19 protein-coding genes, 1 tRNA gene and 2 pseudogenes are annotated in these 24,618 nt (G+C 52.0%); 11 read left to right on the top strand and 11 right to left on the bottom strand.

Annotated features, from left to right (window positions below; translation table 11 throughout):
- Nucleotides 1-2 precede the first annotated feature (2 nt).
- Entirely contained in the window at nt 3-1,028 is a 1,026-nt protein-coding gene (locus LJN55_RS13975; RefSeq protein ID WP_115657497.1) for an ABC transporter permease, read from the bottom strand.
- Nucleotides 1,025-2,473, bottom strand: a complete 1,449-nt coding sequence (gene xylB, locus LJN55_RS13970) for a xylulokinase (protein ID WP_115657498.1) — start codon at nt 2,471-2,473, stop codon at nt 1,025-1,027. Before xylB ends, LJN55_RS13975 begins: the two co-directional genes overlap by 4 nt.
- A gap of 273 nt (nt 2,474-2,746) precedes the next feature.
- Here xylB and LJN55_RS13965 point away from each other — a divergent pair.
- Nucleotides 2,747-2,974 (top strand): annotated as a pseudogene (locus LJN55_RS13965) (integrase catalytic domain-containing protein); the annotation flags it as partial.
- 546 nt (nt 2,975-3,520) lie between these two features.
- Here LJN55_RS13965 and LJN55_RS13960 read toward each other — a convergent pair.
- Nucleotides 3,521-4,690, bottom strand: coding sequence for an MFS transporter (locus LJN55_RS13960; protein WP_115657499.1), 1,170 nt, complete (start codon nt 4,688-4,690; stop codon nt 3,521-3,523).
- 162 nt (nt 4,691-4,852) lie between these two features.
- On the bottom strand, nt 4,853-5,782 hold the full coding sequence (locus tag LJN55_RS13955) for a LysR family transcriptional regulator (RefSeq protein ID WP_115657556.1): 930 nt from the start codon (nt 5,780-5,782) through the stop codon (nt 4,853-4,855).
- A 127-nt stretch (nt 5,783-5,909) separates the two neighbouring features.
- On the opposite strand from LJN55_RS13955, the gene LJN55_RS13950 reads away from it, so the two are divergent.
- Nucleotides 5,910-6,476: an NADPH-dependent FMN reductase gene (locus tag LJN55_RS13950; RefSeq protein WP_115657500.1), complete on the top strand. Its 567-nt coding sequence runs from the start codon at nt 5,910-5,912 to the stop codon at nt 6,474-6,476.
- A gap of 42 nt (nt 6,477-6,518) precedes the next feature.
- Nucleotides 6,519-7,043, top strand: coding sequence for a VOC family protein (locus LJN55_RS13945; protein WP_049089393.1), 525 nt, complete (start codon nt 6,519-6,521; stop codon nt 7,041-7,043).
- Nucleotides 7,044-7,295: 252 nt separating this feature from the next.
- Here the strand turns inward: LJN55_RS13945 and LJN55_RS13940 are convergent, their stop codons facing one another.
- Both LJN55_RS13940 and LJN55_RS13935 read right to left on the bottom strand, forming a co-directional pair.
- On the bottom strand, nt 7,296-8,564 hold the full coding sequence (locus LJN55_RS13940; RefSeq protein WP_115657501.1) for a tyrosine-type recombinase/integrase: 1,269 nt from the start codon (nt 8,562-8,564) through the stop codon (nt 7,296-7,298).
- Nucleotides 8,565-8,725: 161 nt separating this feature from the next.
- Nucleotides 8,726-8,801: transfer RNA gene (locus LJN55_RS13935), tRNA-Asn, on the bottom strand.
- 24 nt (nt 8,802-8,825) lie between these two features.
- Here LJN55_RS13935 and LJN55_RS13930 point away from each other — a divergent pair.
- The gene (locus LJN55_RS13930) at nt 8,826-9,152 is read left to right on the top strand and encodes a hypothetical protein (RefSeq protein ID WP_227534657.1); all 327 of its coding nucleotides are present in this window, start codon (nt 8,826-8,828) and stop codon (nt 9,150-9,152) included.
- An 11-nt stretch (nt 9,153-9,163) separates the two neighbouring features.
- Nucleotides 9,164-10,600 carry a glycoside hydrolase family 1 protein gene (locus LJN55_RS13925; RefSeq protein ID WP_200643307.1) on the top strand — a complete coding sequence of 479 codons (1,437 nt, stop codon included), beginning with the start codon at nt 9,164-9,166 and terminating at the stop codon, nt 10,598-10,600.
- 44 nt (nt 10,601-10,644) lie between these two features.
- On the opposite strand, the gene LJN55_RS13920 is transcribed toward LJN55_RS13925, so the two are convergent.
- From LJN55_RS13920 to LJN55_RS13905, 4 genes are read right to left on the bottom strand one after another with little or no spacing between them, the layout of a single operon-like run.
- Complete coding sequence (locus LJN55_RS13920) at nt 10,645-11,481, bottom strand: metal ABC transporter permease (protein ID WP_227534656.1); 837 nt, start codon at nt 11,479-11,481, stop codon at nt 10,645-10,647.
- Nucleotides 11,478-12,335 carry an iron/manganese ABC transporter permease subunit SitC gene (sitC, locus tag LJN55_RS13915; protein ID WP_227534655.1) on the bottom strand — a complete coding sequence of 286 codons (858 nt, stop codon included), beginning with the start codon at nt 12,333-12,335 and terminating at the stop codon, nt 11,478-11,480. The genes LJN55_RS13920 and sitC overlap by 4 nt, the downstream gene beginning before the upstream one ends.
- Nucleotides 12,335-13,138: a manganese/iron ABC transporter ATP-binding protein gene (locus LJN55_RS13910; protein WP_167863736.1), complete on the bottom strand. Its 804-nt coding sequence runs from the start codon at nt 13,136-13,138 to the stop codon at nt 12,335-12,337. The genes sitC and LJN55_RS13910 overlap by 1 nt, the downstream gene beginning before the upstream one ends.
- Nucleotides 13,135-14,046 (bottom strand): metal ABC transporter substrate-binding protein, encoded by a 912-nt coding sequence (locus tag LJN55_RS13905; protein ID WP_200643305.1) that lies wholly within the window; start codon nt 14,044-14,046, stop codon nt 13,135-13,137. Before LJN55_RS13905 ends, LJN55_RS13910 begins: the two co-directional genes overlap by 4 nt.
- Before the next feature lie 948 nt (nt 14,047-14,994).
- On the opposite strand from LJN55_RS13905, the gene LJN55_RS13900 reads away from it, so the two are divergent.
- The 4 genes from LJN55_RS13900 (at nt 14,995) to LJN55_RS13885 (ending at nt 18,646) form a co-directional block, all read left to right on the top strand.
- Complete coding sequence (locus LJN55_RS13900; protein WP_227534654.1) at nt 14,995-16,455, top strand: methyl-accepting chemotaxis protein; 1,461 nt, start codon at nt 14,995-14,997, stop codon at nt 16,453-16,455.
- A gap of 306 nt (nt 16,456-16,761) precedes the next feature.
- Nucleotides 16,762-17,532 (top strand): VOC family protein, encoded by a 771-nt coding sequence (locus tag LJN55_RS13895; RefSeq protein ID WP_159336433.1) that lies wholly within the window; start codon nt 16,762-16,764, stop codon nt 17,530-17,532.
- A gap of 125 nt (nt 17,533-17,657) precedes the next feature.
- On the top strand, nt 17,658-18,254 hold the full coding sequence (locus LJN55_RS13890; protein WP_227534653.1) for a hypothetical protein: 597 nt from the start codon (nt 17,658-17,660) through the stop codon (nt 18,252-18,254).
- A 146-nt stretch (nt 18,255-18,400) separates the two neighbouring features.
- A complete protein-coding gene (locus LJN55_RS13885) occupies nt 18,401-18,646 on the top strand; it encodes a YmjA family protein (RefSeq protein ID WP_133841689.1) in 246 nt (81 codons plus the stop codon).
- 172 nt (nt 18,647-18,818) lie between these two features.
- Here LJN55_RS13885 and LJN55_RS13880 read toward each other — a convergent pair.
- Nucleotides 18,819-19,084: pseudogene (locus tag LJN55_RS13880) on the bottom strand (IS30 family transposase); the annotation flags it as partial.
- Nucleotides 19,085-19,915: 831 nt separating this feature from the next.
- On the opposite strand from LJN55_RS13880, the gene LJN55_RS13875 reads away from it, so the two are divergent.
- Nucleotides 19,916-23,557 carry a YobI family P-loop NTPase gene (locus tag LJN55_RS13875; RefSeq protein ID WP_227534652.1) on the top strand — a complete coding sequence of 1,214 codons (3,642 nt, stop codon included), beginning with the start codon at nt 19,916-19,918 and terminating at the stop codon, nt 23,555-23,557.
- 637 nt (nt 23,558-24,194) lie between these two features.
- Entirely contained in the window at nt 24,195-24,614 is a 420-nt protein-coding gene (locus LJN55_RS13870; RefSeq protein WP_227534651.1) for a hypothetical protein, read from the top strand.
- Nucleotides 24,615-24,618: the final 4 nt, after the last annotated feature.

Genomic DNA, 24,618 nt, shown 5'->3' with positions numbered 1-24,618 from the left:
CGTTATTGTTGTGTTTTGCGTGACTTCCTGACTTTGAGCCAGGGGATCACGATTTTTTTCGAGGTACGTAAGGTATCGAAGGTGACGCCGAACAGGATGATCAGGCCGATGACCAGCGGCTGCCAGTAGGCACTGACGTTCAGCACGTTCATCAGATTCGATATTGAGGCAATAAGCATGGCGCCAATCATCGCGCCGATAAGGCTGCCAGTGCCGCCAAACAGACTGACGCCACCGACCACCGCACCCGCGATTGAGAAGAACAGTTCGTCACCACGGCCCGCCGTCGGATAGCCTGTCATCAGACGCGATCCATAAATCAGGCCGCCACATGCCGCACAAAGCCCGGAAATTGCATACACCAACAGGGTGATGCGTGGAATGCTGATCCCCGATAAGCGTGCAGCATCTGCGTTACCGCCTACCGCATAGATGTGAGTCCCGGTGATGGTGCGGCGCAGGAAGATGACACCAATAACAATGGCCAGCAGCAGCGCTATGACAGGGAACGGAATACCCAGCGGTTTTGACTGACCGATGAGGCTGTAACCAATTTGCGTCACGCGTATCGATTCGGCGCCGGTGATAATTTGTGGTATGGATGCCGCAACCCCCATCATCGCAAAGGTGACAATGAATGGCGGCACGCCGGTGCGTTCGATTATCAGACCATTTACCAGCCCACTCAGCGCACCCACCGCCAACACGATGGGTACGGCAAGCTGCCACGGAATGCCAAATTTCTCCATCAGCAAAGCCGCAACCACGCAGGTCATCGCCACGATGGAGCCGCAGGAGAGGTCGATACCCCCGGTCAGCAGTACAAAGGATTGTCCCAGGCAAAGGAAGCCGATGACCGCGCCGTTCAGAAGCAACACCATCATGTTCGAAACAGTCAGGAAGTTAGGCGTGGCGATAAACCCGCCCAGCATGACCAGTAAGAAAACAACGGCGATACCCGCTTCTGCAGGGACTTTGAGCGGCTGCTTAGGCGGTTTGATTTTTGTAGGGGTAGTTATTGAACTCATTGCAGCTCTCCTGATAATGCATTGGCATAGGTAACGTAAGCGTCCAGGACATGGCGCGCATCTTGTTGTGGCCCGGCCACTTTCTCAAGCGGCACACTCCAGCGATCGGCCATTTCAATATTTGTGCATCCCAGCACGGCAGCGGCAGCCTGAATGGCTGCACCCGCGGCTGCCGTTTCACCCACTGGAGAAATCCAAACGGGCTTGCCCGTCAGGTCAGCCAGAATCTGACGATAGGCGCGCGACTTTGCGCCGCCGCCGGTGACAATAATGCGACCGTCGTCAGTGAAGCCATGTTGTTTCAGTACCAGACCGCCCGCCAGCAGGCCGCACAGTACGCCTTCCACGGTGGCGCGAGCCATATCCTGCATCGTTGTGGTGGTACGTAATCCGCGCATGTGTCCCGTGGCGTCAGGAAGGTTGGGGGTGCGCTCGCCGTCCAGCCACGGAACAAGCTGAAGACCGTTGGCGCCGGGTGGCGAACTCAGCGCGAGCTCGTCGAATTCGTCAGGGGTAACGCGCAGTATTTTGCGAAACGTATCGGTGACTTTGGCGGAGTTCAGTGTAGTAATCATGGGGATAAAGCGATCGGCCGCATCGGCATAACCGTTGATGGTGCCGGTGCTGTCGGTAATACCCTTGTTGGTGATGCCATATAACGTACCGCTGGTCCCGATAGAGATACCGGTATCACCGGTTTTCAGGTTCATCCCTAACGCGGCGGACATGTTATCGCCGGTCCCGACACCCACGATTGCCCCCGCCAGTCCCGCCAGTTCGGGCATTAACTTCACAACGCCAGCCGGTTGATGCGACGGGATGATAGTGGGCCAGCGGGAAATCCAGTCAATTTGACTGTTAACCACCGCTGCCAGTTGTGGTTCCCAGCTATTGGTGAAGGGGTTGAAGTAACCCGTACCGGATGCCCCGCCGCGCTCGCACACAAAGCTACCGCTCAGACGGTAAACCAGATAATCAAACGGCAGCATGATGCGGTGGGCTTTTTCCAGCAGCCCCGGATAATTTTGTTCTGTCCAGGCCAGTTTAGAAATGGTCATTGCCGGCCCCGGAACAGAGCCCGTCAGGCGTGCCCATTCTTCCGGAGCAATCTTCTCGCACAATTCACGCGCCTGCGGCGCAGACTCCGTGTCATTCCACAGCTTCGCAGGACGCAGCGGGCGATCGTGATTATCAAGCATGACGAGGCCGTGCCCTTGGCCACCGACAGCCAGACCTGCAATACGTGGCCACCACTGTTTTAATTCAGTGAGCGCGGAGACTAAAGCATCCCACCAGGCTTGCGGATCCTGCTCGCTACACGGCGGCGTGGTCGGTGGATGCAACTTACGAGCCTGTGCGATCACCTTGCCATTTTCAAGACTACGCAGCATGACGGTACAAGACTGGGTGGAGGAATCTATACCCGCTACAAGGTCCTGTTTCATTGAACTACCTCTGAACTATCGTTAAGAAATGACAGAGCTGAAAGCGATAACTGAATGACAAGCAAACTGGGTTATGGTTTTAGATACTCAGCTTTTTGCTCATATGATCAGTTTTGTTTGCTCGTTTGTAAGATATAGACAATACCCACGGCAAAACATTCGTCAATTGTCGTGTTAAGAGAACGTTACGCAGCTCTCACTTTTAGTTTCAGAGAACAGCATCATTAGCCAGCGACGAGCTATAAGATTTGTAAAATTCCTCATAAATCTAACTTCAATGTGGTCGATGACTTTAATTGGGAAATATTGGACATAGAGATCGATTTTAATCTGTCAGCGCAACGCATAGTCAGAGTCTTGGAGAGGGTAGGAATAAGTCGTGGCTACCCAGCCATGATCCGCCTGGATAATGGGCCAGAGCTTATCTCTCAAACCTACCGCAATGAATTACTGGATTTTTTTCTGTTCAGAACACTGAATGAAGCACGGGAAATAACGGAGTGCTCTCCTCCTTGAAAACAAGCCCGTCAAGGCCAGATGTATGGGATTGGTCTCGGTGCGAAGATGGATTTAACTCAAGCCTATAATTGGACTGCGTTGGCTGGACAGCAAGATTATGCGTTCTCCCAGGCAGAGTCCTCGGTGTTATGTATGCCGAAGGGTGTGGCGTCAAACAAAACCAAGTATTAACTAAAGAATGGATTAATAGATCTGGTAAAAATGAAAAAAAATTAAGTTTCTGAAATTATTGAAAATAGGTTTCAGTTGCCTGGATCTCCGGGCAGTTGTGCTGCAGAACCAAATTGACACATTCCTGCTTGAACTCATGGGTGAACGTTTTTCTTCGCATTCTTTACTCGTTAGCGTTGCCCATCATATCTCTAACAAAGTATACGGCTTGATTAGACCATTACATCTTACAGGCAGCTCGGTGCCAGAAGCGGAAGTTAGTTAACCGGTTAAGTGAAACGCGAATAAATTTTGCTATATCTGTTATGGCCAGTGAATGATTCAGATGACGTTCTCACTGGCCAGTCGTGATACCTTCTAATTCAACTCTGCAGCATGCCCGGTTTTATCCGTAAGACCGGACAACACCGCAAGTATCAGTGCAATGACAGACAATATAGCGCCTGCCCAATTGGGCGCTTGCAGACCGAATCCCGCAGCAATCACCGCGCCACCCAGCCAGGCTCCCACGGCATTACCGAGGTTGAAAAGACCGATATTAACCGCAGCGGCCAGCGTGGGGGCACCTGCTGCCCGTGCTTTATCCATCACCAGTTTCTGAATAGGGGAAACGGTCGCAAATCCAAACGCAGCCATCAGGAAAATGCAGAGAGCTGACATAACCTGGCTGTGCGCGCTAAAGTTGAATACCAGTAACACGACGGCCTGAGCAGCCAGGGTGATATAGAGCATCGGCATCAGGGCGCGGTCGGCATACCGGCCACCAAGCTGGTTTCCCGTAAACAATCCCAGTCCGAACAGCAGCATCAGCCACGCGAGGCTGCTTTCACTGTATCCTGCCAGCTCCGTCATCATTGGCGCGATGTAGGTAATTGACGTAAAGAATGCCCCCGGCCCGAAAACAGTAATGCCCATTGCCAGCAGCACGTTGACGTTTTTGAAGGCGTTAAACTCATGCGCAAATCTCTGGTTCCGGGGCTTTGGCTGGTGCGGGATGAGCATACCGATGCTGATAACCGTAATGACCCCAATCACCGCTATGGCCATAAAGGCATCACGCCAGGAGAGGTGTTGACCAATCCAGGTACCTGCGGGTACGCCTATAAGGTTTGCGACGGTCAGCCCCATAAACATGAACGCAATGGCCCTCACGCGCTTAGACGGTGCAACCATATCTGCTGCAATAATCGAACCAAGGCCAAAGAAAGCACCGTGCGTCATCGAGGTAATAATTCTGCCCAGTATGGCTATGCCAAGTGTTGGGGCAAACGCCGTCACCAGGTTCCCGGCCACGAAGAGCAGCATCAGGAAAACCAGCATGGCTTTACGCGGGACTTTTGAACCCAGAATAATCAGGGCCGGTGCGCCGACGAAGACGCCCAGCGCATAAGAGGTTGCCAGATAGCCGGCAACGGGAATGGTGACGTTAAAATCAATGGCAATGACGGGGAGCAGCCCGGCAATGATGAATTCAGTGGTTCCGATACCGAATGCACCTATCGCCAGCGCCCAGAGAGCTAATGGCATAACAAATATCCTGTAAGTAACATTATGTTTTACGTTTGAACTGCTCCGGCATACGGGAAAGGTTTCAGCCCGTAAGGCAACAAAAGCAGCGGGACGATAAGGATATAAGTTTGCTAAAAGGCGATAAACAGCCCTGATATCGCCTCACTGACGACAAAATTTCTACCTCAGTGTGCCGAAATAGCCTTCTCCGGCCTTTTTCAGCAGTTCGTCAACGATGAGGCGAACTCTCGGTATGAGGTGCCTTGTTCGGGGCCAGATGACGTTCAACTCAACCGGGATGGGGGCATGGTCTGCCATCACGGAGATCAGGTTGCCTGCGGCGATATGGCTGTTAACCATAGACTCAGGAAACTGCGCTATCCCCACGCCAGCCAGACAGGCCTGAATCATGGCATCTCCGTCGCTTATCTGATGTGCTGTGGGGGATATAAATTTCACTTCACGCTCCCCGACCTTTCGCAGCCGCCAGGCAAGGGGGGCGCCCCGACGGTAGCCCATAATGCAGTAGTGGCTTTTCAAATCCTCCATATCGGCAGGCAAGCCGTGCCGTTCAAGATAGGCGGGACAGGCGCACAGAATCAGCCGCTGGCGGCTCAGGCGGCGGGCGATCAGCTCATCGGTGCTCTGCAGCTCGCCCAGCCGCAGTACCAGGTCAACGCCTTCCTCCACCGGGTCAATAAGACGGTCATTGAACGTGAGCGCCAGCCGCAGGGCCGGGTAGCGGGTCATCATCTCGATTAATACCGGCATCATCAGATTCCTTCCGAAAGACGCAGGCATATCAATACGGACCGTCCCGGCGGGATTTTCCTGGCGTCTGCTGAGCGTATTCTCGGCAGAGTCGAGAATTTCAAGCGCCGAGAGACAGCTGGTCAGGTAAGCCTCTCCATCACTCGTCAGGCTCAGTTTACGCGTTGATCGGTGAAAAAGACGCGTTCCCAGTCTCTCCTCAAGCCGTGCCACACTTTTACCTACGGCCGATTTGGTAATGCCCAATTGCTCCGCGGCCTCAGTGAAGCTGCTCGATTTCGCGGTAATGACAAAGTTAGTAATCCCCCGCAGGGATTCTGCTGACAGTCCGGTAGACATAAAGTTGACTCTGTGACGACTCATGGTGCGTTTATCGATGTGTAATTCTATACCAGGCTTATCGCTATCAGTAAACAAAGCACCGGCAACCGCCGGATAATCCATTTTTTAATTACAGGGGACAGCCATGTCATATGAAAAACCACTCAAATTTGTGACTCTTCTGGGAAGCCTTCGCGAAGGGTCTTTAAACGCCATTGTGTCGCGCAATCTTGCCTCACTGGCACCCGAGCATGTGGAGATTAGTGCACTGGGCTCTGCAGGAGAGGTACCGCACTATGATGCAGACCTTCAGGCGCAGGGCTTCCCCGAGGCGGTGGTGGCAATGGGAAAAGCAATATCGGCAGCGGATGCGCTGATTATCGTCACGCCTGAATATAACTATTCCGTCCCGGGTGCCCTGAAAAATGCGCTGGACTGGCTTTCCCGCCTGCCGGACACGCCAGTTGCCGGCAAGCCTGTTGCCATACTGACGGCCTCACCCGGGGCGATCGGCGGTGCACGTGCCCAGTATCACCTGCGTCAGATTCTGGTCTTTCTGGACGGGCGGGTTCTTAACAAGCCTGAAGTCATGATCGGGCATACATCATCCAGACTGGATCCGGAAAATGACAGCATCACGGATGCTGACACCCGCAGCCTGATATCAGCTCAGCTCGCTGCACTGGCAAAAATGACGGTCAGTCTGGGCTGAACATCCCATCACTCTTATCCGTAAACCCACTGGGAGAAAATTATGTCTACTGAAACTATTCGCGGTATGGACCACGTTGGCATCACCGTTTCTGATATTGATGAGGCGACCCGCTTCTTTGAAGAAGCCTTTGGTGCAGAAGTTATCTATGACTCCGTTTCACGATCGGATGACGACGTGAAAGGGGAAGAGACGGAAAACATCCTTAATCTGTTTCCGGGAACACGTATCACCACGGTCAGGATGATGACGCTGAAGCACGGGCCGGGGCTTGAGCTTTTTGAGATGAAGGGGCCAGAGCAGAATCAACCTGTGCGTCCAAGCGACTACGGGTTACAGCATTTCGCCGTATACGTTGATGATATTAATGAGGCCATCAGCCTGTTTGAACGTGCCGGGGGGAAAATGTTTACCTCTCCTCAGCCGCTGATGTTTCCAACTGAGGTCGGAGACAATAACTTCTTCTGTTACGGCCGCACGCCCTGGGGCAGCGTCATTGAGCTGATCTCTCTGCCCTCAAGAATGCCATATGAAGATCACACATCTCTGCGCCGCTGGAAGCCCTGAATTTGACTGGGTGCGTCAGAACAGGCGTACCCATAAGTTTTGAACGTCCGTTGCTCGCTCATAACAGGCCTAATACGTTTCCGTGGATAGTTCTGTATGAGAAGCGGACTTCACACTTTCGATTCACGCAGGACAGTCTGGCTGACGATGCTCATAAACGGCTTAACAATTTATCCGCACTGAAACTAGAAAAATAGCCGTATCAGTACAGACTGATACGGCTATTTTTTGGGTTTTATTTTGCCAGGCCAGTTATCCCATTGTGCAACTGATTTCCTTTCCACAAATATAAGGTGGCACATACACTTTCCGGCAAATATCCAGATAATCCGACCACCATTGCATCATCGCTTTACGGGCATCGAGATATTCTGCTTTATGGATGTAGGCTGCTCGAACGCTATTGCGTTCCTGGTGACTCATCTGCCGTTCAACCGCATCCTGTGCCCATAGGCCAGATTCCATCAGGGCACTACAGGCCATTGCCCGAAACCCGTGGCCGCAGATTTCATCTTTTGTGTCATAGCCCATCAGGCGTAGCGCCTTGTTGACCGTGTTTTCACACATCGGCTTATACGGATTGTGATCGCCGGGGAATACCAACACCTGATGACCGGATATTTCCCGTATCTGTTTCAGAATAGCGATGGACTGACGTGAGAGTGGAACGATATGTGGAGTGCGCATTTTTGCACCACGCCTGGAGTAGCGGACACCGGGGATGGACTCGCGAGTGGCAGGAATGGTCCAGATTCTATTTTTGAAATCGATCTCAGACCAACGGGCGAAGCGCAGCTCGCTGGAGCGGATGAACAGGTGCAGGGTGAGTGATACGGCCAGGCGGGTTAACTCTCGTCCTTGCTGGTAGTCCTTAATGCGAATCAACAGTTCCGGCAGTCGCTCCAGCGGAAGGGCGGGGTAGTGGCGTTTAACGGGAGGAGCGATGATACCCTCCAGATTTGCCGCCGGATTGTTCTCTATCAACTCCTGATGTACGGCATGACGCATGATGTTGCACATATGCTGCCGGGTACGTGCTGCGACTTCCAGGAGACCTTTTTGCTCAATGCCTTTCAGCAGGTCGATAAAATGGCGAGGTTTCAGTTCAGTTACCGGCAAGTGTCCAATCACAGGAAATATATGATTGTTCATGCTGGCAAGCAGACGGGTTGCATGGTTCTCTGACCATGTACGGTTGCTTTTATGCCACTCTAGTGCCACATACTTGAAAGTTTTTTCTGGCGAGGAAGTGGCTCTTTCAGCAGAGCGCTGTTGTGCTGGATTGATATTATGCGCCAGCAATTTACGGATACCATCACGCTGTTGACGAGCATCAGCCAAAGATACGTCGGGGTAGGCGCCTAAGCCAAGGCGGGATTCTTTTCTATTGAAACGATATTTGAGATACCAGAGACGTGAACCGCCTGGATTAACCAACAGGTACAGACCATAGGAATCGGAAATTTTGAAGGGTTTAGCGGATGGTTTTAAGCTGCGAATTTTTGTGTCGTTAAGAGACATTTGGGGGTCACTCCGTCATCGAACCAACATGACCCCAAATCTGACCACCAAATTCTCCCGATGCGGAGAGAAAACTAAAAATGCATCGGGAAGATTTTTCACGCTAACTTATTGAATCTAAATCACATAAAGATTCGCAAAGAGGCATGAAAACAAGAATTTGGCTCCTCTGACTGGACTCGAACCAGTGACATACGGATTAACAGTCCGCCGTTCTACCGACTGAACTACAGAGGAATCGTGTGAACGAGGAGCATATTAATGATCCCGACCCTGGGTGTCAACGGCAAAAGTTACGATGGGCAACCAACTGCTGATGTTTGCAGCAACCTGATGATTTACTCAACATTTATCGTGTTTTATCGTCAGTCACCTCAGCCACAGGGCATGCTGCGAAAGTTATTCGTGCCAAAGCGCAGTGGGCGGGAGAGGGTAAGTTTTATCGTATGGTTCATTTCTGCAATCGGTTTCATGGTGCTGTTCTCTCCACCGATTTTGCTCTACTATTTCTGCCGTTCAGGCGGTGCTGACGTCGGGTCAGGGCAGTGCGTTCGCGCTGCGGCGCCGCTAACTCTCCGTATCATTTAAGGAAAAGTGGCATGAAAGACAGGTTTCCGCAGGGCTTTATGTGGGGCGGCGCAACGGCTGCTAATCAGGTTGAAGGAGCATACGACGTCGACGGCAAAGGTCTGTCGATTGTCGATGCCATCCCGGGCGGCAAACAGCGCCTGAGCATTGTGGCCGCACCAGAGTTCGACTTTACGCTGGATGAAACCCGCTACACCTATCCCAACCACAAAGGCATCGACCACTATCATCGCTTCCGCGAAGATATCGCGCTGTTTGCTGAGATGGGTTTCAAATGCTATCGCTTCTCGATTGCCTGGACGCGCATCTACCCGAACGGCATTGAACAGCAGCCCAATGAGGCGGGCCTCAGCCATTACGACCAGGTGATTGATGCCTGTATTGCGCACGGCATTGAACCCGTGATCACCATTTCCCACTACGAAATGCCGCTGCATCTGGCGACCGTGTTCGGTGGCTGGAAAAACCGTGAGGTGATCGGCCACTTTGAGCGCTTTGCCCGCACGGTGCTGGAGCGATTCGGCGACAAAGTAAAATACTGGATGACCTTTAACGAGATCAACAGCGCCGCGCATTTCCCGATGATGAGCCAGGGGCTGACGGTGAAAACCGGCGCGCTGGAAGCGCAGGCGAAATTCCAGGGCTGGCATAACCAGTTTGTCGCCAGCAGTCTGGCGGTGAAAATTGCCCACGAAACCAACGCGCAGATCCAGATGGGCTGCATGATCCTGTTTGCTACCAACTACGCGTACGACTGTAATCCGCTCAACCAGCTGGCCTCGTTGAAAGAGACTCAGGCGTTTAACTTCTACTGTGCTGATGTGCAGGCGGGCGGGAAATATCCGTACTACGCCAAAAAACTGTGGCAGTCGCTGGGCGTGACGCTGGATATCCAGCCGGGCGATCTGGAACTGATTAAGCAGCACACCGTCGACTACATCGGTTTCAGCTACTACATGTCCTCAACCACTTATGCCACCGACCCGGATGCGGCAGCAGCCAGCGGCAACCTGCTCGGCGGGGCGCGGAACCCGTTCCTCGAAGCCAGTGCCTGGGGCTGGGAGATTGATCCGGTTGGCCTGCGCATTGCGCTGAACCAGCTGTATGACCGCTATGAGAAGCCGCTGTTTATTGTTGAAAACGGTCTGGGCGCGGTGGATGAGCCCGATGAAAGCTTCAACATCGCCGATGACTACCGCATTAACTACCTGCGTAAGCACATTGATGCGATGGCGGAAGCGATTGACGATGGCGTTGAGCTGATGGGCTACACCCCGTGGGGGTGCATCGATCTGGTGAGCATGTCGACGGGGGAGATGAGCAAGCGTTACGGCTTTATCTATGTTGATCTGGACGACAAGATCAGCGGCACCGGCAACCGCTACAAGAAGAAATCCTTCCACTGGTATCAGAAAGTGATCGCCACCAACGGCCAGGATATCAGCTAAACCGACAGAAACGGCGTCCTGTGCAGACGCCGTTTTCTTATCGGTCAGGAGAGCACCACCCGGCGCTCGCGGCGCACCGACCAGATAAAGGCCGCGATAAACAGCAGGACGAACAGCACAACAATGGTCGGGCCGGGGGCGCTGTCGAGGAAGAAAGAAAGATAGGTTCCACTAAAGCACACCACCACCGACAACAGCACCGCGCAGATCATCACGCTGGAGAAGCGACGCATCAGCAGAATGGCAATCGCACCCGGTGCAATCAGCAGGGCAATCGACAGCACAATCCCCACCGCTTTTAACGTCGCCACAATCGTCAGGGCAATCATACTCAGCAGGCCGTAGTGCAGCAGGGTGGTGTTAAGCCCGCTGGCTTTCGCCTGATGCGGGTCAAACGCATGCAGCACCAGGTCGCGCCATTTCACCCCGATAATCACCGCAATCACGCAGGCAATGCCGCCGCTTTGCAGCAGATCGCTGGTAGAGATCCCCAGCATATCGCCAAACAGAATATGGTCGAGATGCACCTCGGACTGAATCGAGATATAGAGGATCAACCCCGTGGCAAACATCCCGGAGAAGACAATCCCCATCACCGTATCCTGCTTGATACGGCTGTTCTCTTTCAGGTAGCCAGTGGCCAGCGCGCAGAACAGTCCGGCGCAAAATGCGCCGATGGCGAGCGGAATGCCGACAATCCAGGCGATCACCACGCCGGGGAACACCGCATGGCTCATGGCATCGCCCATCAGCGACCAGCCCTTGATCACCATAAAGCTGGAGAGCAGGGCGCAGGGGATGGCGACAATCACCGAGATGGTCAGCGCCGTGTTCATAAAATCAAATTCAAACGGGCTTAACAGCAGTTCTGTCAGGTTCATGATGCCTCCTGCTGCGGAGCGGCTGCGCGACGGCGGCGGGCCAGCAGTCCGTGTTTAGGGGCAAACACAAAGGCGGTGAGAAACACCAGCGTCTGTGCCACGACAATAATGCCGCCCGTGGCGCCATCCAGGTAGTAGCTGATCCACGCACCGAAGAAGCTGGTGGAGCTGCCGATAGCGACGGCAATCATCAGCAGGCGCGGGAAACGGTCGGTGAGCAGATAGGCGGTAGCACCCGGCGTGACCACCAGGCAGATCACCAGAAATGCTCCCACTGTCTGCAACGCGGCAATGGTGCAGGCGGCCAGCAGGGTGAAAAACAGCAGTTTCAGCCGCGTGGGGTTGAGCCCGACGGAGCGCGCATGGTTCTCGTCAAAGAAGGTCACCATCAGATCCTTCCATTTGATCAGCAGGATCAGCAGCGAGATAAAGCCAATCAGCGCCAGCTGAATGATATCTTCCGGGGCAATCGCCAGGATGTTGCCCAGCACGATGGTCTGAATGTTTACCGACGTGGGGTTGAGCGACACCATAAACAGCCCAAGGCCAAAGAAGGAGGAGAAGATCAGCCCGATAATCGCGTCCTCTTTCAGCCGGGTACGCTGATTTAAAAACAGCATACTGCCCGCCGCCAGCCCGCCGGAGAGAAACGCGCCCAGGGCGAAAGGCAGCCCGAGCATATACGCCCCGGCCACGCCCGGCACGATAGAGTGTGACAGCGCATCACCAATCAGGGACCAGCCCTTGAGCATCAGATAGCAGGAGAGAAACGCACACACGCCGCCCACCAGCGCCGATACCCACATGGCATTCAGCATATATTGATAGTGGAACGGTTCCGCCAGCCACGCCATTAGCGATCCCCCTGCACCATGGAAAGCGCAGGACGCGCATCGCCGTCGCCGAACACCACGTCGCGCAGTGCACCGCTAAAGGCGTTTTCAAGATTGGCGCGGGTAAAGGTGGTGGCCGTCGGGCCGCAGGCCAGCACGGTGCCTTTCACAATCACCGTGTGGTCGCAGTATTCACTGACCGAGGCCAGATTATGGGTGGAGACCAGCAGGGTGCGGCCTTCCTCGCGCAGCTCATGCAGCAGGCTGATGATCTGGCGTTCGGTGTTGACGTCGACGCCGGTAAAGGGTTCATCCAGCAGGATCACCTGGCCGCGCTGGGCGATGGCACGCGCCAGGAATACGCGTTTCTTCTGCCCGCCGGAAAGCTCGCCAATCTGACGCTGACGAAATTCCGCCATGCCGACGCGCTCCAGTGCTTCTGTCACCAGGCGTTTATCTTCCGCACGCGCAATGCGCAGCATGCCCATATGGCCGTAGCGGCCCATCATCACCACATCTTCCACCAGTACCGGGAAGGACCAGTCAACCTCTTCAGACTGCGGCACATAAGACACCATATTCTGCTTCAGTGCCTTGTGTGCGGGCTGGCCCAGCAGGGTAATCGATCCACGCGAGAGCGGCACAAAGCCCATAATGGCTTTAAACAGCGTGGACTTACCCGAACCGTTAATCCCCACCAGGGCGGCGATGCTGCTGCCGGGTACCTGTAAGGTGGCATCGCGCAGGGCGGTATGCCCGTTACGATAGGTGACCGTCAAATCGTTAACCCGAATGCCATCGGGTGCCGCCTGGATAGTGTTCATTTTGCCAGCCCCTGCTGAATGCCTTTAACGATGGTGTCGCTGGTGACGCGCAGTAAATCGAGATAGGTCGGCACCGGCCCATCGGCGGCGCTGAGGGAGTCAACGTACAGCACGCCGCCGTAATGACTGCCGGTTTCACGCGCCACCTGGCGGGCGGCTTTATCGGAAACCGTGCTTTCGCTGAACACCGCCGGGATCTTCTCCTGCTTCACTTTATCGATCACTTTACGCACCTGCTGCGGGGTGCCCTGCTGGTCGGCGTTGATCGGCCACAGGTACAGCTCTTTCAGCCCGAAATCACGCGTCAGATAGGAGAAGGCGCCTTCACTGGTCACCAGCCAGCGCTTATCGGCCGGGATACTCGCCAGTGCCTGCTGCACCGGGGCCACCGTGGCGCTGATTTTTTCTTTATAAGCGGCGGCATTTTTACGATAGATATCGGCATTGGCCGGATCGTGTTTCACCAGCGCATCGCGGATGTTATCAACGTAGATCAGGGCATTTTTGGGTGACATCCAGGCATGAGGATTGGGTTTACCGCTGTAAGGCCCCTCGCTGATGCCCATAGGCACAATGCCGTCAGACACCACCACTTCCGGCACGCCGGAAAGGTGTTGATAAAAACGCTGGAACCACAGCTCCAGGTTCAGACCATTGGCGAGGATCAGCTGTGCGCCCTGGGCGCGTTTGATATCCCCCGGCGTGGGTTGATATTCGTGGATTTCTGCCCCGGCTTTGGTGATGGAGGCTACGTCCGCGGCGTCACCCGCCACGTTTTTGGCCATATCGGCAATCACTGTGAAGGTGGTGATGACCTTGAATTTTTCCTGTGCCAGCGCGGGTGCCAGCGGCAATGTGGCGAGCAGAGTGGCGCAGATCCACCTTTTTAACCGGAACTGAAAACGCATAGAAATCTCCCAGAAAGCGCTTAAAAATACGACGTAATTAGCAGTTGCTATAAGGTATAGCACAGGCTATATCTCCGTGTGAATGTTTTTTGTGTGGGATTACACTCTTTGACAATTAAAGGGGGGAGACTGGCGGCGAGCCGAAGGGGGCGACCCTTTTTCCGGTCGACCCTTTGGGGATGGTTTGCACGATGGTTCAGGGCCAGGGCCAGGGCCAGGTCAACGTCAAGGGCGTTTCGCTTTCCCGCTGCGCGGGCTGAGCGCCCCAGGGTGGGCAGTCGCCCCCACCCTGGGGACCCGGGCTTGCGGCTGGCGCTGCGTCCACTGCGTGGATGCCTTCGCAAGCGTCGTTCACCGACGGAGTGGTCGTGACGGCACATCCCTGTGCCGGCTCTCCCTCTCACCGCCGTCCTGGCGGTTCGTCCTGGTTCACTGTGCTTCCTCAGCGCTGCTGAATGCCGCCTCAACGTCAAAACCCAGGTCAAACCCAAATTCAAATCAATCCACATAAATCATCATGTCGTCGCGGTTTTAAAACCCACAGCGAGCATTCTCTTGCGGGGATGGGGCCAGATTGAGGTAAGCCGGACGTCACGCGGCAGGGAAGCCGCGTGCCGAGGCCCGCAGGGATGCGGATTTTGCCGCTCCGGCGTGCTCAAACTGGCCCCGGACCTGACGCCAGACGGGAAGCCATTAGTTTTTGTGGGGATCCCTCAGGGGGCGATCATCTTTTCCGAACGACCCGTGCTGATGGTGTGCTCTATGGATCAGGTCAGCTTTGCTGGCTGACCGGAACAGATGGTCAGCCACTCCGGGTGAATGCCTCTCTTCTTTTATATTTAACTGCCTGAAAAATAGAAACACTATAAAGATCGGCGCCAACATGCCGTAACTGATCAGGTCATCTTAAATAAAAATCCCACTCATGCTGTCTCACGGAGGATGTTGATGCTGCAACTGCTCAGGAACATGAAGGTTGGCCGAAAACTGACGGCAGGTTTCGGTGTATTACTTTTTTTTGTCGCCGCCATTTGTTACTGCGGCTTTAGTGGTTTCAGCACGGCGGAAGATTCATCGGCACGTTTATCGGTGGTCGGCGCACTGTATGATAATGCCGGTGCCGTCAAGGATGGGCTGCAGGAGAACCCTGCCGTCGCGATGACGAAGCTGGCTGCGGTCAGCACCGAACTCGACAAAATCCACTCACTGATCCGCGAAGGCGACTGGCCAGCCCAGTACGCGCCCTTAGCCGACACCATACAGCAAGATATCGACGCCCTCCGTACCGATCTGCAAAGCACCGCTGCCCGCAATGATAAGTCCACCCAGGTGCGGATCTCGGGCCTGCTGGAAGACATCAATAAAATCTACGGGGCTGAAGAGTCGCACTCCGCTGAGTTGCTGGCCTGGAATCGCTGGCTGCTGGGTGTTCTCGGTATTGTCGCGATGCTGGTGGGCGTGATCGTTGCCGTCAGTATTCACCGGCAGATCGTTCCACCGCTGAATGAAGCCCTACAGGAGGCCAACCGTATTACTCATGGTGACCTCACAGGCACGCTGAATAGCGATCGTCAGGATGAGATCGGCCAGTTATTGCAGAGCATGGCGGGCATGAAAGCGCAGCTTAACCAGATTGTTCACCGCATCCAGGTGCGCACCAGTGAAATCGTCAATGCTGCGGATGAAATCTCCTCCGGCAACAGCAACCTGTCGGCGCGAACCGAAGAGCAGTCGGCCAGCGTTGAGCAAACGGCAGCCACGCTCAGCCAGTTGACCAGCACGCTCAGCCAGACGGCCGGGCACACCGGGCAGGCACATCAGCTGGCGACCAAAGCGGGCGGGATTGTCAGGCATAACGGGGAGCTGATGCGCTCCGTCACTCACCGTATGCAGGGCATCCATGATTCGTCTTCCCGGATGGCCGATATTATTCAGGTGATCGACAGCATCGCTTTTCAGACCAACATTCTGGCGCTGAATGCCGCCGTCGAAGCAGCCCGTGCCGGAGAATCCGGGCGCGGTTTTGCGGTGGTGGCGGGCGAAGTGCGCACGCTGGCAGGGCGCAGTGCCACCGCCGCGAAGGAGATCCGTGAGCTGATTGATCGTTCTGTTGGCCAGATTGATGAAGGTCGTGAGCTGGTGGGGAAAGCCGATGTAGCGATGCAGGATATGGTGCAGAACATTACCAGTATGGCGAGCCTGATGAGTGATATTGCAGGATCAAGCCATGAGCAGAGCGATGGTCTGGCGCAGATTAACAGCACCATGAATCACATTGATGATGCAACCCAGCAAAATGCCGCCTTAGTGGAGCAGTCTGCCGCTGCCGCCGCATCGATGCAGGAACAGGCGCGCGATCTGATGGTGATGGTGGATGTGTTCAAAGTGGACCCCGTTGCGTCGCATTAATCGCTGACGACGACTCAAGAACAAAAAAGCTCGCTCAGGAAAACCAGAGCGGGCTTTTTTTATGCCTGCTGGCTTTGCAGCGAAAAATAACGTCAGTAACAACAAGTAATTATTGGTTTTAACATTCATGAGGGAAGCGATTTTTACGACTTTGGATAGATGATTTTATTGTTTGTTTTTGCACGTGTCGCAGCAATATAGTTGCCACGAGAACCCTCTATCGCGCTGCGATAGGGGCAAAAGAGGCATTATTCGGCCAAAAGATAATGATGCCATCCATCTTTACCAACAGATTCAGGAGGCAGGATGGCAACACTAAAGTGGGATCATGCGGTTCAGTTTGTCAACCATCCCGAAGAGGCGATTCAGATTTTCGCAGCACAACTGCTGAACGCCATACCGGGCGGGCGCCATCCGGGGTGGGGCACCCGGAATGCGCTGAGTTACTTCGGCCTGACCTATATCGAGTTTCTCGCGATTGCTGACCAGGCAGAGCTGGAGACTGCCGCACAGAGGTTCCTGCTGTCGCGCGATGCGGCGCAGTTACTGCCGGAAAACCAGGCACTGTATCGGGTGGCCCTGCGCAGCGACGATATTGTGCAGACGCACGAGGACCTGCACCGCAAAGGCTTACAGGTGTCGGCGATTGCGGACGGCCAGCGCAACGATCCGCAGGGCAACGTGATCAGCTGGCGTATTTTTACCATTGATGGCGACGTTAACGGTTTGCCTTATCCCTTTGTTCTGCAATGGGGGGAAGATGATGATGCCCGCCTGGCGCGGTTACGGGCACAGGGGCTGGACAGCCCGCATCCTGCCGGAGAGGTGGCGCTGACGCGTGCGGTGTTTGACGTGCAGGACCCGCAGGCGGTGCGCGCTCACTGGCAGGCGCTGTTTGGCTTTGCCCCATTAGCGGATGCCACGCAGGAAGGGCTGGACCTGGGTGATCAGCAGTTTATTTTCCGCCCCGGTGCGGACAACCGACTGGTGGAACTGGTGTTGACGGCCGGTGAGCCTGCGTTACACGGCAAGCGCTGGTCGGTGGGGCATGGCGAGTATGTTTTCGCGCAGGGATAGCCGGCGATAATACAGGATCATGTTATCGGCGCCTGGCAGAGAGGAGAGGGCAGAACGGCAGATCTGCCCTGTCAAATTTCACATCGTGCTAGAATTATCGCTCAAGGGGTATATTTGGATAAAGTATGACGAATATCGACACAGTCAGGGGTGTAGTGGGCAAAAGAGGGTACAAGGATAACCCTGTGTATCGTGAGGCCATGATACAGATGCGTTTTGAGACCTTCACGGATGACGATGTGGCTTTTTTTGAGGCGCACTACCTCACATCAAAAGATGTTTTCAGCCGTAATCAGATATTGTATGCATTCGTCTTAACTTGTCCGGACAGGGACCTGAAAGATTTTTTCCTGGCGGCCTTCAAAAAAGAACGTCATGTCGATATGCGATTAGTCGCCCTGCGCGGTTATACGCACTATGCCTCTGAAGAAGAGGTGATTCCGCTGATGACTAAACTTTCCGATATCATCAAAAAGCTCCCCGCGCATACACGCTATCCTTACCAGGAATATGAGATGTTACGATCTCAATTTGGGCTGCCTTATTTAGTGGCGCACTATGGCTATGCCTGTTTTATACAGGCATCAGAACAGCTCAATGCGCAATATGATGCGATGCCGGATCTGTGCAAAGGCTTTTTTACGCTGGATGCTCAGGGGCTGCATATTCAGTTACTGCCTACCGCTGAGGCAAAAGAACGGCTGGGGAAACTGTTCGGTTAAACAGGGTACAGCCTGCCAAATTACAGGTATAATCCCCCGCATTATCCACTGGTTGACAAGCGGGATATATCAGGCCGATATCAGACGCTAAGCCTGATTAACCTGCACCCGCTGAAAAAACTGGCACTACCTTCAGGAAACGACTGATGAGCAATGACATCCCCCTTAAGTATTATGACTTCGTAGATGAGTATGCGACGGAAGCCGCACAGCCGGTAACCGAATCAGAGCGCAGCCCTCTGGCGCGTTATTTCGAGTTGCTGATGACGCATTTAACCAACAACGAAGAAATCAGCGAAGAACAGCAGAAAGAGATGGCCACTGAAGCTGGTATCCACGCGTTGCGTATTGATGATATCGCGACGTTTCTGAATCAATGGGGCAATGAGTAACACCCTCTGATAGGTTTTTGATGCCCGGGCATGTTTTCTGCCGGGTATCCTGTCCCTCAAAAAACACGAAAAGCAAAAAGCCCGCTTAAGTTTCCTTAAGCGGGCTTTTCTCAATTTGGCTCCTCTGACTGGGATCGCCTTTGCCAGTAACTGGCTAATAAGGGGCTCTTTATAATTTGTCAGCGATGTCCCTGATGCTACGTTTTGCTACCACTCCTCTGGATATCTCCTCTCTTTCATCAAGCGAATTAGCTAACCGGTGCCGCTTTCGGACAGGTGGACGGTATCCACCAAGACTAGTGGATAGTGTGCATGATAGAAGAATGGTATCTGTCGAACATATCTGGCGATATCATGCAGGGAATCACTTTGCTTACATCTGCCTCAGATAATCGCCTTTTGTTCTGGTGTGTAGTAAATGCGAGTTCTTCGTTTCATGGCAACGTCCCCATTGATTAAGGATAGCGTTGCATCGACCCGTTGAACTCATAGCCAGGAGCGGACATTGATAAAATCAGTATGTACTCATCAACGAAGTGTGGGTCAATAAATAATTTCAAACTTAGCTGTCTGTGAAAGGAGCATGAATTGCCAGCCAGTTTATTTATATTTAGATGTTCGGATCAATGGTCATCTCAAACTTTTTGATCACTTATTGCCCATTCTACTTCGCGGTCATAGCTACCCGCTCAAACTCTTGAGGTTACAGTGAATTGCTGAAAAAACCTCTTTTTCTGCGTGTTCAGCTTTTCTTCGAAACTGGTCCGTCATTTCCCTCTCAGGTTTTTCTGTTGGATCAATCCAGTGAGTGCGGCGTGAGTTGTAGGTTCCTGATCTGTAGTCTTCGCGCATCCTTTTTGCTTCACGTCAGTCAGAGCAACTGTGACATGCCGGTTTATCCACAAACCATCTGGATCGGCGGCAGCCGAAACCAAAATTTCGCTAACTTTGCTGAGTGCGACGTCAACGTGTGAATGGCTCGGAGATGTTCAAACACGTTAAAGCGATTTTGCAGCCAGATGTGGAGTCATTGTGTAAGCATTACCCACAAAAGTAGCGTTAGCATTTAAACGTTTTTTGAATCACATTATAAGTAACTAACGTGAAATCAAAGTAAATCAATGATAAAAAATCAGTATTATTATAGGTGGTTTTTTCACACCAGAACGAATTGATCTGCAGTGCTTCTTCGCAGACGATGCGATATGGTATAGCAAAAAATCAAGAGAGTGATACAGCACTAATTTCACATGGAGCAAATGCACCCACATGATCGAAAGTCAGCCTAACGCCGTTGATGAACCCTGGAGACTTGTATCACTTACGCCGGAGTATATTGAGGAGGAACATGTTGGATACGTTCTGGCAATTGAAGCCGCTCTTGCCGATGAACAGATCCGCAACATCGCATTATCGGGTAACTATGGAGTGGGTAAGAGTAGCATTTTGCAGGAGGTTGCTCGGCGACAGGATGATCGTGTGGTTGAAATTTCTTTATCAACCCTGTCACCAATTGAAGTATCAAAGCTGGATGATTCAGTGCCAAAACAGGCGACGACACCAACGAATCGCATTCAGCAAGAGATTGTCAAGCAACTGCTTTATCGCGAGGAACCGAGTAAAACGCCTGGCTCACGCTTCAAACGAATTGAGCGATTTCAGTGGCAACGGGAAATGGTGTCGGCAGCCTTACTGGGGTTTGCCGTTGCAGTCATTTTTCTGTTGTCAGGATGGACAGCTCAAATTGTATCTGCGATTACCTTTCTGAATGCCTTTGGTGCTTGGGTGCATGCAGGTATGTTTAGCGTAGCGACAGGTATTGCATTTCTGATTCGCTGGCGTTTCTACGGCAAGCTTCATATTAAGCAATTTTCGGCTGGTGCCGCGACAGTTACGCTGGACGACAATTCGGTATCATATTTCGATCAGTATCTTGATGAGATAGTCTATTTCTTTGAAGTGTCGGACCGCAATGTCGTTATTTTTGAGGATATTGACCGTTTCAACGATTCGCATATATTCGAGACACTACGCGCGCTGAATACATTACTCAATGCGTCGCCTCAGATCAAAAGGCCGGTCTGTTTCATCTATGCCGTAAAAGACAGTATTTTCGATTATATTGCCATGAATGAGGAAGGGCGTAAGCTTGAGCAAACCATAATCGAAACCGCTGACCCTGCGCTCGCTGAGGTAGTACGCGCGAACCGTACTAAGTTCTTTGACCTGATCATCCCGGTCGTTCCTTTCATTACGCACAGAAGTGCGCGTAATCTCGCACTGAAGCAGCTTGGACAAATGAAGCAACAGGTAGCACTGGAACTCATAGACTTGGCATCTCAGTATGTCCCGGATATGAGATTGCTTAAGAATATTCGTAACGAGTTTATCATTTTCCGTGACAGGATTTTTTCTGGTGATGGTAAACAGCTCAATCTTAATACCACCGATCTGTTCGCGATGGTTCTCTATAAAAACACCCATCTTACAGACTTTGAGACGATCAGGCTCGGCAAGAGCAAGCTGGATACTTTATACAAAATCAGCCGTGAGTTGGTGGCCAGTAACATCAAGAAGCTTGAGGATGAACGCACAAGGATTCGTCAGAAGCTGGAACATATTGATGGGGTAGCCCTACAGTGTGAACAATTTGGTGACCGACTGATTGCCCATATCAAGAGAACGGCACAGGCCGCTAATTATCAATTTCAAAACGCGACTTACACCTTCAAAGGAAGATCCCTTTCTCAGGAAGATCTCAAAGGAGAGCCGTTTTGGACAGAGTTAGCACTAGCTGAGGGTGATGCTGTACTCCAGACTCGTTGCCGCCAAAACTATACTCTGGATTTTACCCGAGAAAGTCTTGCAGATGCCCTTGGGGATCCCTTAGATGCGGAGTTGTGGGGGGATGCAGAACGTGCGTCCCTAACGGATGAAGCTGAAGCTAAAAATTCTGGTATTCAATTCCTGCGAAGCGCAGACCTCAATGAACTTATAAATCATCCAGAATTCTTGGTGACGTATGGAGATATCTGTCAGTCCCTTGAGACAATTGCGCGGGCAATGCTGAAATCTGGTCTGGCTTACCAACTGGTCCGTGCCGGATACATTAACCGTAACTTCACTCTTTACACGTCAACGTTTCATGGCACGCGTGTGAGCCCGGCTGCAACTAACTTTATTATTCATCATGTTGAACGTGACCTGATGGATTTTTATTTCAAGCTAACGTCAGAAGATGTCGATGCTGTCGTTCGTGAGAGAGGTAAAGATGCGCTGAAAGAGTCTGCCTTATACAATGTGGATATTCTCGATCATTTGCTGGTAGCAGATAACTGTGCCGCTGATATCATGATCCATTCTTTATTGGATTTCAGGGAAAATGCAGAAAAGTTCATACAAGCGTACCTTTCTGCAGGGGAACAATGTCCGCGTTTCATTGAGCGATTAACGATAGTCTATTCCAAAATCATTCCCTTCCTGGTGAACCAGACGGCCCTAGATGATATCTCCCGCCTGCAGTTTGTGAATATTGCCCTGACTAATCTTCCTCACCTTAAACAGCGGGCTGACAAAGTATCGTCAGTGTACCTCCTAACTCATTATGCAGAGTTTACGGCACTCACCTCTAATGACACTACTCCGTCGCAGGCTGAGCTCATTGGAACGCTATTCAAAGACGCACATATTACTGTGTCTCGTCTGCAGCCTTTAGGGGAACAGGTTCTACAGTCTTTCCTGACACGTAATCTTTACGAAATCACGCATAAGAACCTGTTAACTGCAATCAATAGCACAAACAGTGTCGCGCTGGACACCATCAAAACTGAGAGTAACACAGTCTATGACTATGTCCTGACGAATCTGAGCACGTATCTGAAGGCTATCTGCAATAAATCTTCTACAATCGAGGCTTCCGAATCTTTCATCACTGTAATTGAAGATGTGCTTGAACATGATGTATCTAATCTTAATGAAGTGATTGAGCATGCTCATAAAGATTGTCGTGTTGAGGATCTTACGCAGGTGTCAGAAGCTGCCTGGCAGCCACTCGCCGAGCATTGCCGGTTTCCTGCAACATTTACTAATGTTAGTAGCTACGTTGCAGTCTTTGGTGTAGTCGATGTACAGCTGGCAAAAGTACTTTCTTCATCCGGCATGATTATCGAGACAGAAACAGCAGAGGATGAACAGAAGACTTCCCTCGCGAAAGCTATCCTCGCAGCCAAAGAATATCTTCCATCAGTGCCTCTGCGTGTAGATTTAGTGAATAGCTTAAACCTTGGCGATTATCTTGATATAAGTGATGTTGCTGCGGAAGTTGGATGTCTTTTCGCATTACTGCTCAGGCTCAAGCTTATTGAGGATGATTCACAATCATACCAACATCTTGCTGAGACTGACTGGCCAACCCGAGAGGCATTTATTTGTGAGTCGACGGAGTTTGCAGAATATATGACGCCTGATCTGGTATGCCCAGACTTGGCTGAGATCTTAATCAGTGACGTTATCCACACTTCTGTAAAAACAAAAATAGTCGAGCAAGCGGCTTTATACATAGAATCAGCAAATTCTGCTGGTATTAACGAACTGGCAAAATTTGCAACGATACACGGCTATGCCTGCGAACTGGCAGTAGTGCAGAAGATGGTGGAGGAGGGTGTTGTAGCGCAACTGATTATCCTGCTCTTAAAACCGCATCTGGGATCTATTAGCCGCCAACAACTTTTTTCTGTACTGCGGTCACTGGATGGGGATTATCCGAATCTGACGGTGATCGGTTACGATAAACCTCGTATTCCAAATACGCCAGCAGATCTGGAATTGCTCGAACGACTGAACCTGGAAGGCATTGTCGGAAAATACGATGCGCATGAGTCACCGATAAAGGTAAACAAGAAGTACAAATAATGTTTACCGACATTTGCTGTAGAAACTTACTCAAAGGCTCGTTGTTTAGAGTGGGTGCAACTGATAGATGCAACTTCGGTTCTCAGTTGAACTGAACCTGCTCCCAGTTGATCTATACACCAAAATTTGAGTCATACAGTGAGCTGATGTGAGAGCAACGGCAACTTCCGCTCCTCGCTCAAAGCGGGTCCTTCCCGGATTTACGATTACAGTATTTTCTTCCATTGCCTTCAGCTGATTTACCTTTCTTTCCCTCACTTGAGGCAATAAGACTTACTGGCATGGCTGTTACCGGGGCTTATACCTGTCGTTGCCGTCATAACCCAGCCAACAAGTTCGAAACGCCGCTTCTGACGGTTCGGCGAAGCTTGCAGGCTTTGCCGGTTAGCGCCGTCGGGCTAACGACCCGGCCTGCCGCAGAGCCGAAGGGAGCCACACATTGTTAAAGGACATGACCCGTGCCTCGTAAGGGCCGCATAGCAGATGTATTTTATCCCAATGATCTAAATACGTATTACTTGAGCCTATACTTTGGGTTCAAAAGGGCGAGACCGGGAGGTAATCTGGTTTCTCTCACCTTTAGCAATGCCCGGTCGGAAACTGGCAGCGAGCAAGGAAATTTATCAGGAAAAACAGAATGTTTAAATCTTATTCAGAGTATCCATTTAACAGCATCATCAATGAATATGCGGATGCGAAGGCATTGAATCTAGTTACGACACTGGTTGAAAAATGGCAACGCGCACTGATCACCTTTTACGCCCCCAGAGCAAACAGCGTAAAGGAGCATGATGCAGTCGGAAGTGGTTTTCTGGTTAAAACTGATGGAGTCCATAAAATGCTGACAGCAGACCATGTATTAGACCATTTGCAGTTAAATAACTGCTATTTCACCCTTAATAAAGTGCGATTTCCACTCACCCAAAGCCTGGCAAAAAGGAATTCCAAACGCGATTGCGCTGAAATTATGCGACCCTTGAAACCATTATGCATAAAGAAACATTCATTTATTTCACTGACCAACGGCGCGATGATCTTGAACCCACATCGTCAATGATTAT

The sequence above is a fragment of the Erwinia rhapontici genome (assembly GCF_020683125.1).
Classification (GTDB): domain Bacteria; phylum Pseudomonadota; class Gammaproteobacteria; order Enterobacterales; family Enterobacteriaceae; genus Erwinia; species Erwinia rhapontici.
This window is presented reverse-complemented; position numbering and strand designations above follow the sequence as displayed.

Coding starts and splice junctions, on each gene's coding strand:
- LJN55_RS13975 (WP_115657497.1), bottom strand. CDS start 1,028: ATGAGTTCAATAACTACCCCTACAAAAATCAAACCGCCTAAGCAGCCG.
- xylB (WP_115657498.1), bottom strand. CDS start 2,473: ATGAAACAGGACCTTGTAGCGGGTATAGATTCCTCCACCCAGTCTTGT.
- LJN55_RS13960 (WP_115657499.1), bottom strand. CDS start 4,690: ATGCCATTAGCTCTCTGGGCGCTGGCGATAGGTGCATTCGGTATCGGA.
- LJN55_RS13955 (WP_115657556.1), bottom strand. CDS start 5,782: ATGTCTACCGGACTGTCAGCAGAATCCCTGCGGGGGATTACTAACTTT.
- LJN55_RS13950 (WP_115657500.1), top strand. CDS start 5,910: ATGTCATATGAAAAACCACTCAAATTTGTGACTCTTCTGGGAAGCCTT.
- LJN55_RS13945 (WP_049089393.1), top strand. CDS start 6,519: ATGTCTACTGAAACTATTCGCGGTATGGACCACGTTGGCATCACCGTT.
- LJN55_RS13940 (WP_115657501.1), bottom strand. CDS start 8,564: ATGTCTCTTAACGACACAAAAATTCGCAGCTTAAAACCATCCGCTAAA.
- LJN55_RS13930 (WP_227534657.1), top strand. CDS start 8,826: ATGATCCCGACCCTGGGTGTCAACGGCAAAAGTTACGATGGGCAACCA.
- LJN55_RS13925 (WP_200643307.1), top strand. CDS start 9,164: ATGAAAGACAGGTTTCCGCAGGGCTTTATGTGGGGCGGCGCAACGGCT.
- LJN55_RS13920 (WP_227534656.1), bottom strand. CDS start 11,481: ATGAACCTGACAGAACTGCTGTTAAGCCCGTTTGAATTTGATTTTATG.
- sitC (WP_227534655.1), bottom strand. CDS start 12,335: ATGGCGTGGCTGGCGGAACCGTTCCACTATCAATATATGCTGAATGCC.
- LJN55_RS13910 (WP_167863736.1), bottom strand. CDS start 13,138: ATGAACACTATCCAGGCGGCACCCGATGGCATTCGGGTTAACGATTTG.
- LJN55_RS13905 (WP_200643305.1), bottom strand. CDS start 14,046: ATGCGTTTTCAGTTCCGGTTAAAAAGGTGGATCTGCGCCACTCTGCTC.
- LJN55_RS13900 (WP_227534654.1), top strand. CDS start 14,995: ATGCTGCAACTGCTCAGGAACATGAAGGTTGGCCGAAAACTGACGGCA.
- LJN55_RS13895 (WP_159336433.1), top strand. CDS start 16,762: ATGGCAACACTAAAGTGGGATCATGCGGTTCAGTTTGTCAACCATCCC.
- LJN55_RS13890 (WP_227534653.1), top strand. CDS start 17,658: ATGACGAATATCGACACAGTCAGGGGTGTAGTGGGCAAAAGAGGGTAC.
- LJN55_RS13885 (WP_133841689.1), top strand. CDS start 18,401: ATGAGCAATGACATCCCCCTTAAGTATTATGACTTCGTAGATGAGTAT.
- LJN55_RS13875 (WP_227534652.1), top strand. CDS start 19,916: ATGATCGAAAGTCAGCCTAACGCCGTTGATGAACCCTGGAGACTTGTA.
- LJN55_RS13870 (WP_227534651.1), top strand. CDS start 24,195: ATGTTTAAATCTTATTCAGAGTATCCATTTAACAGCATCATCAATGAA.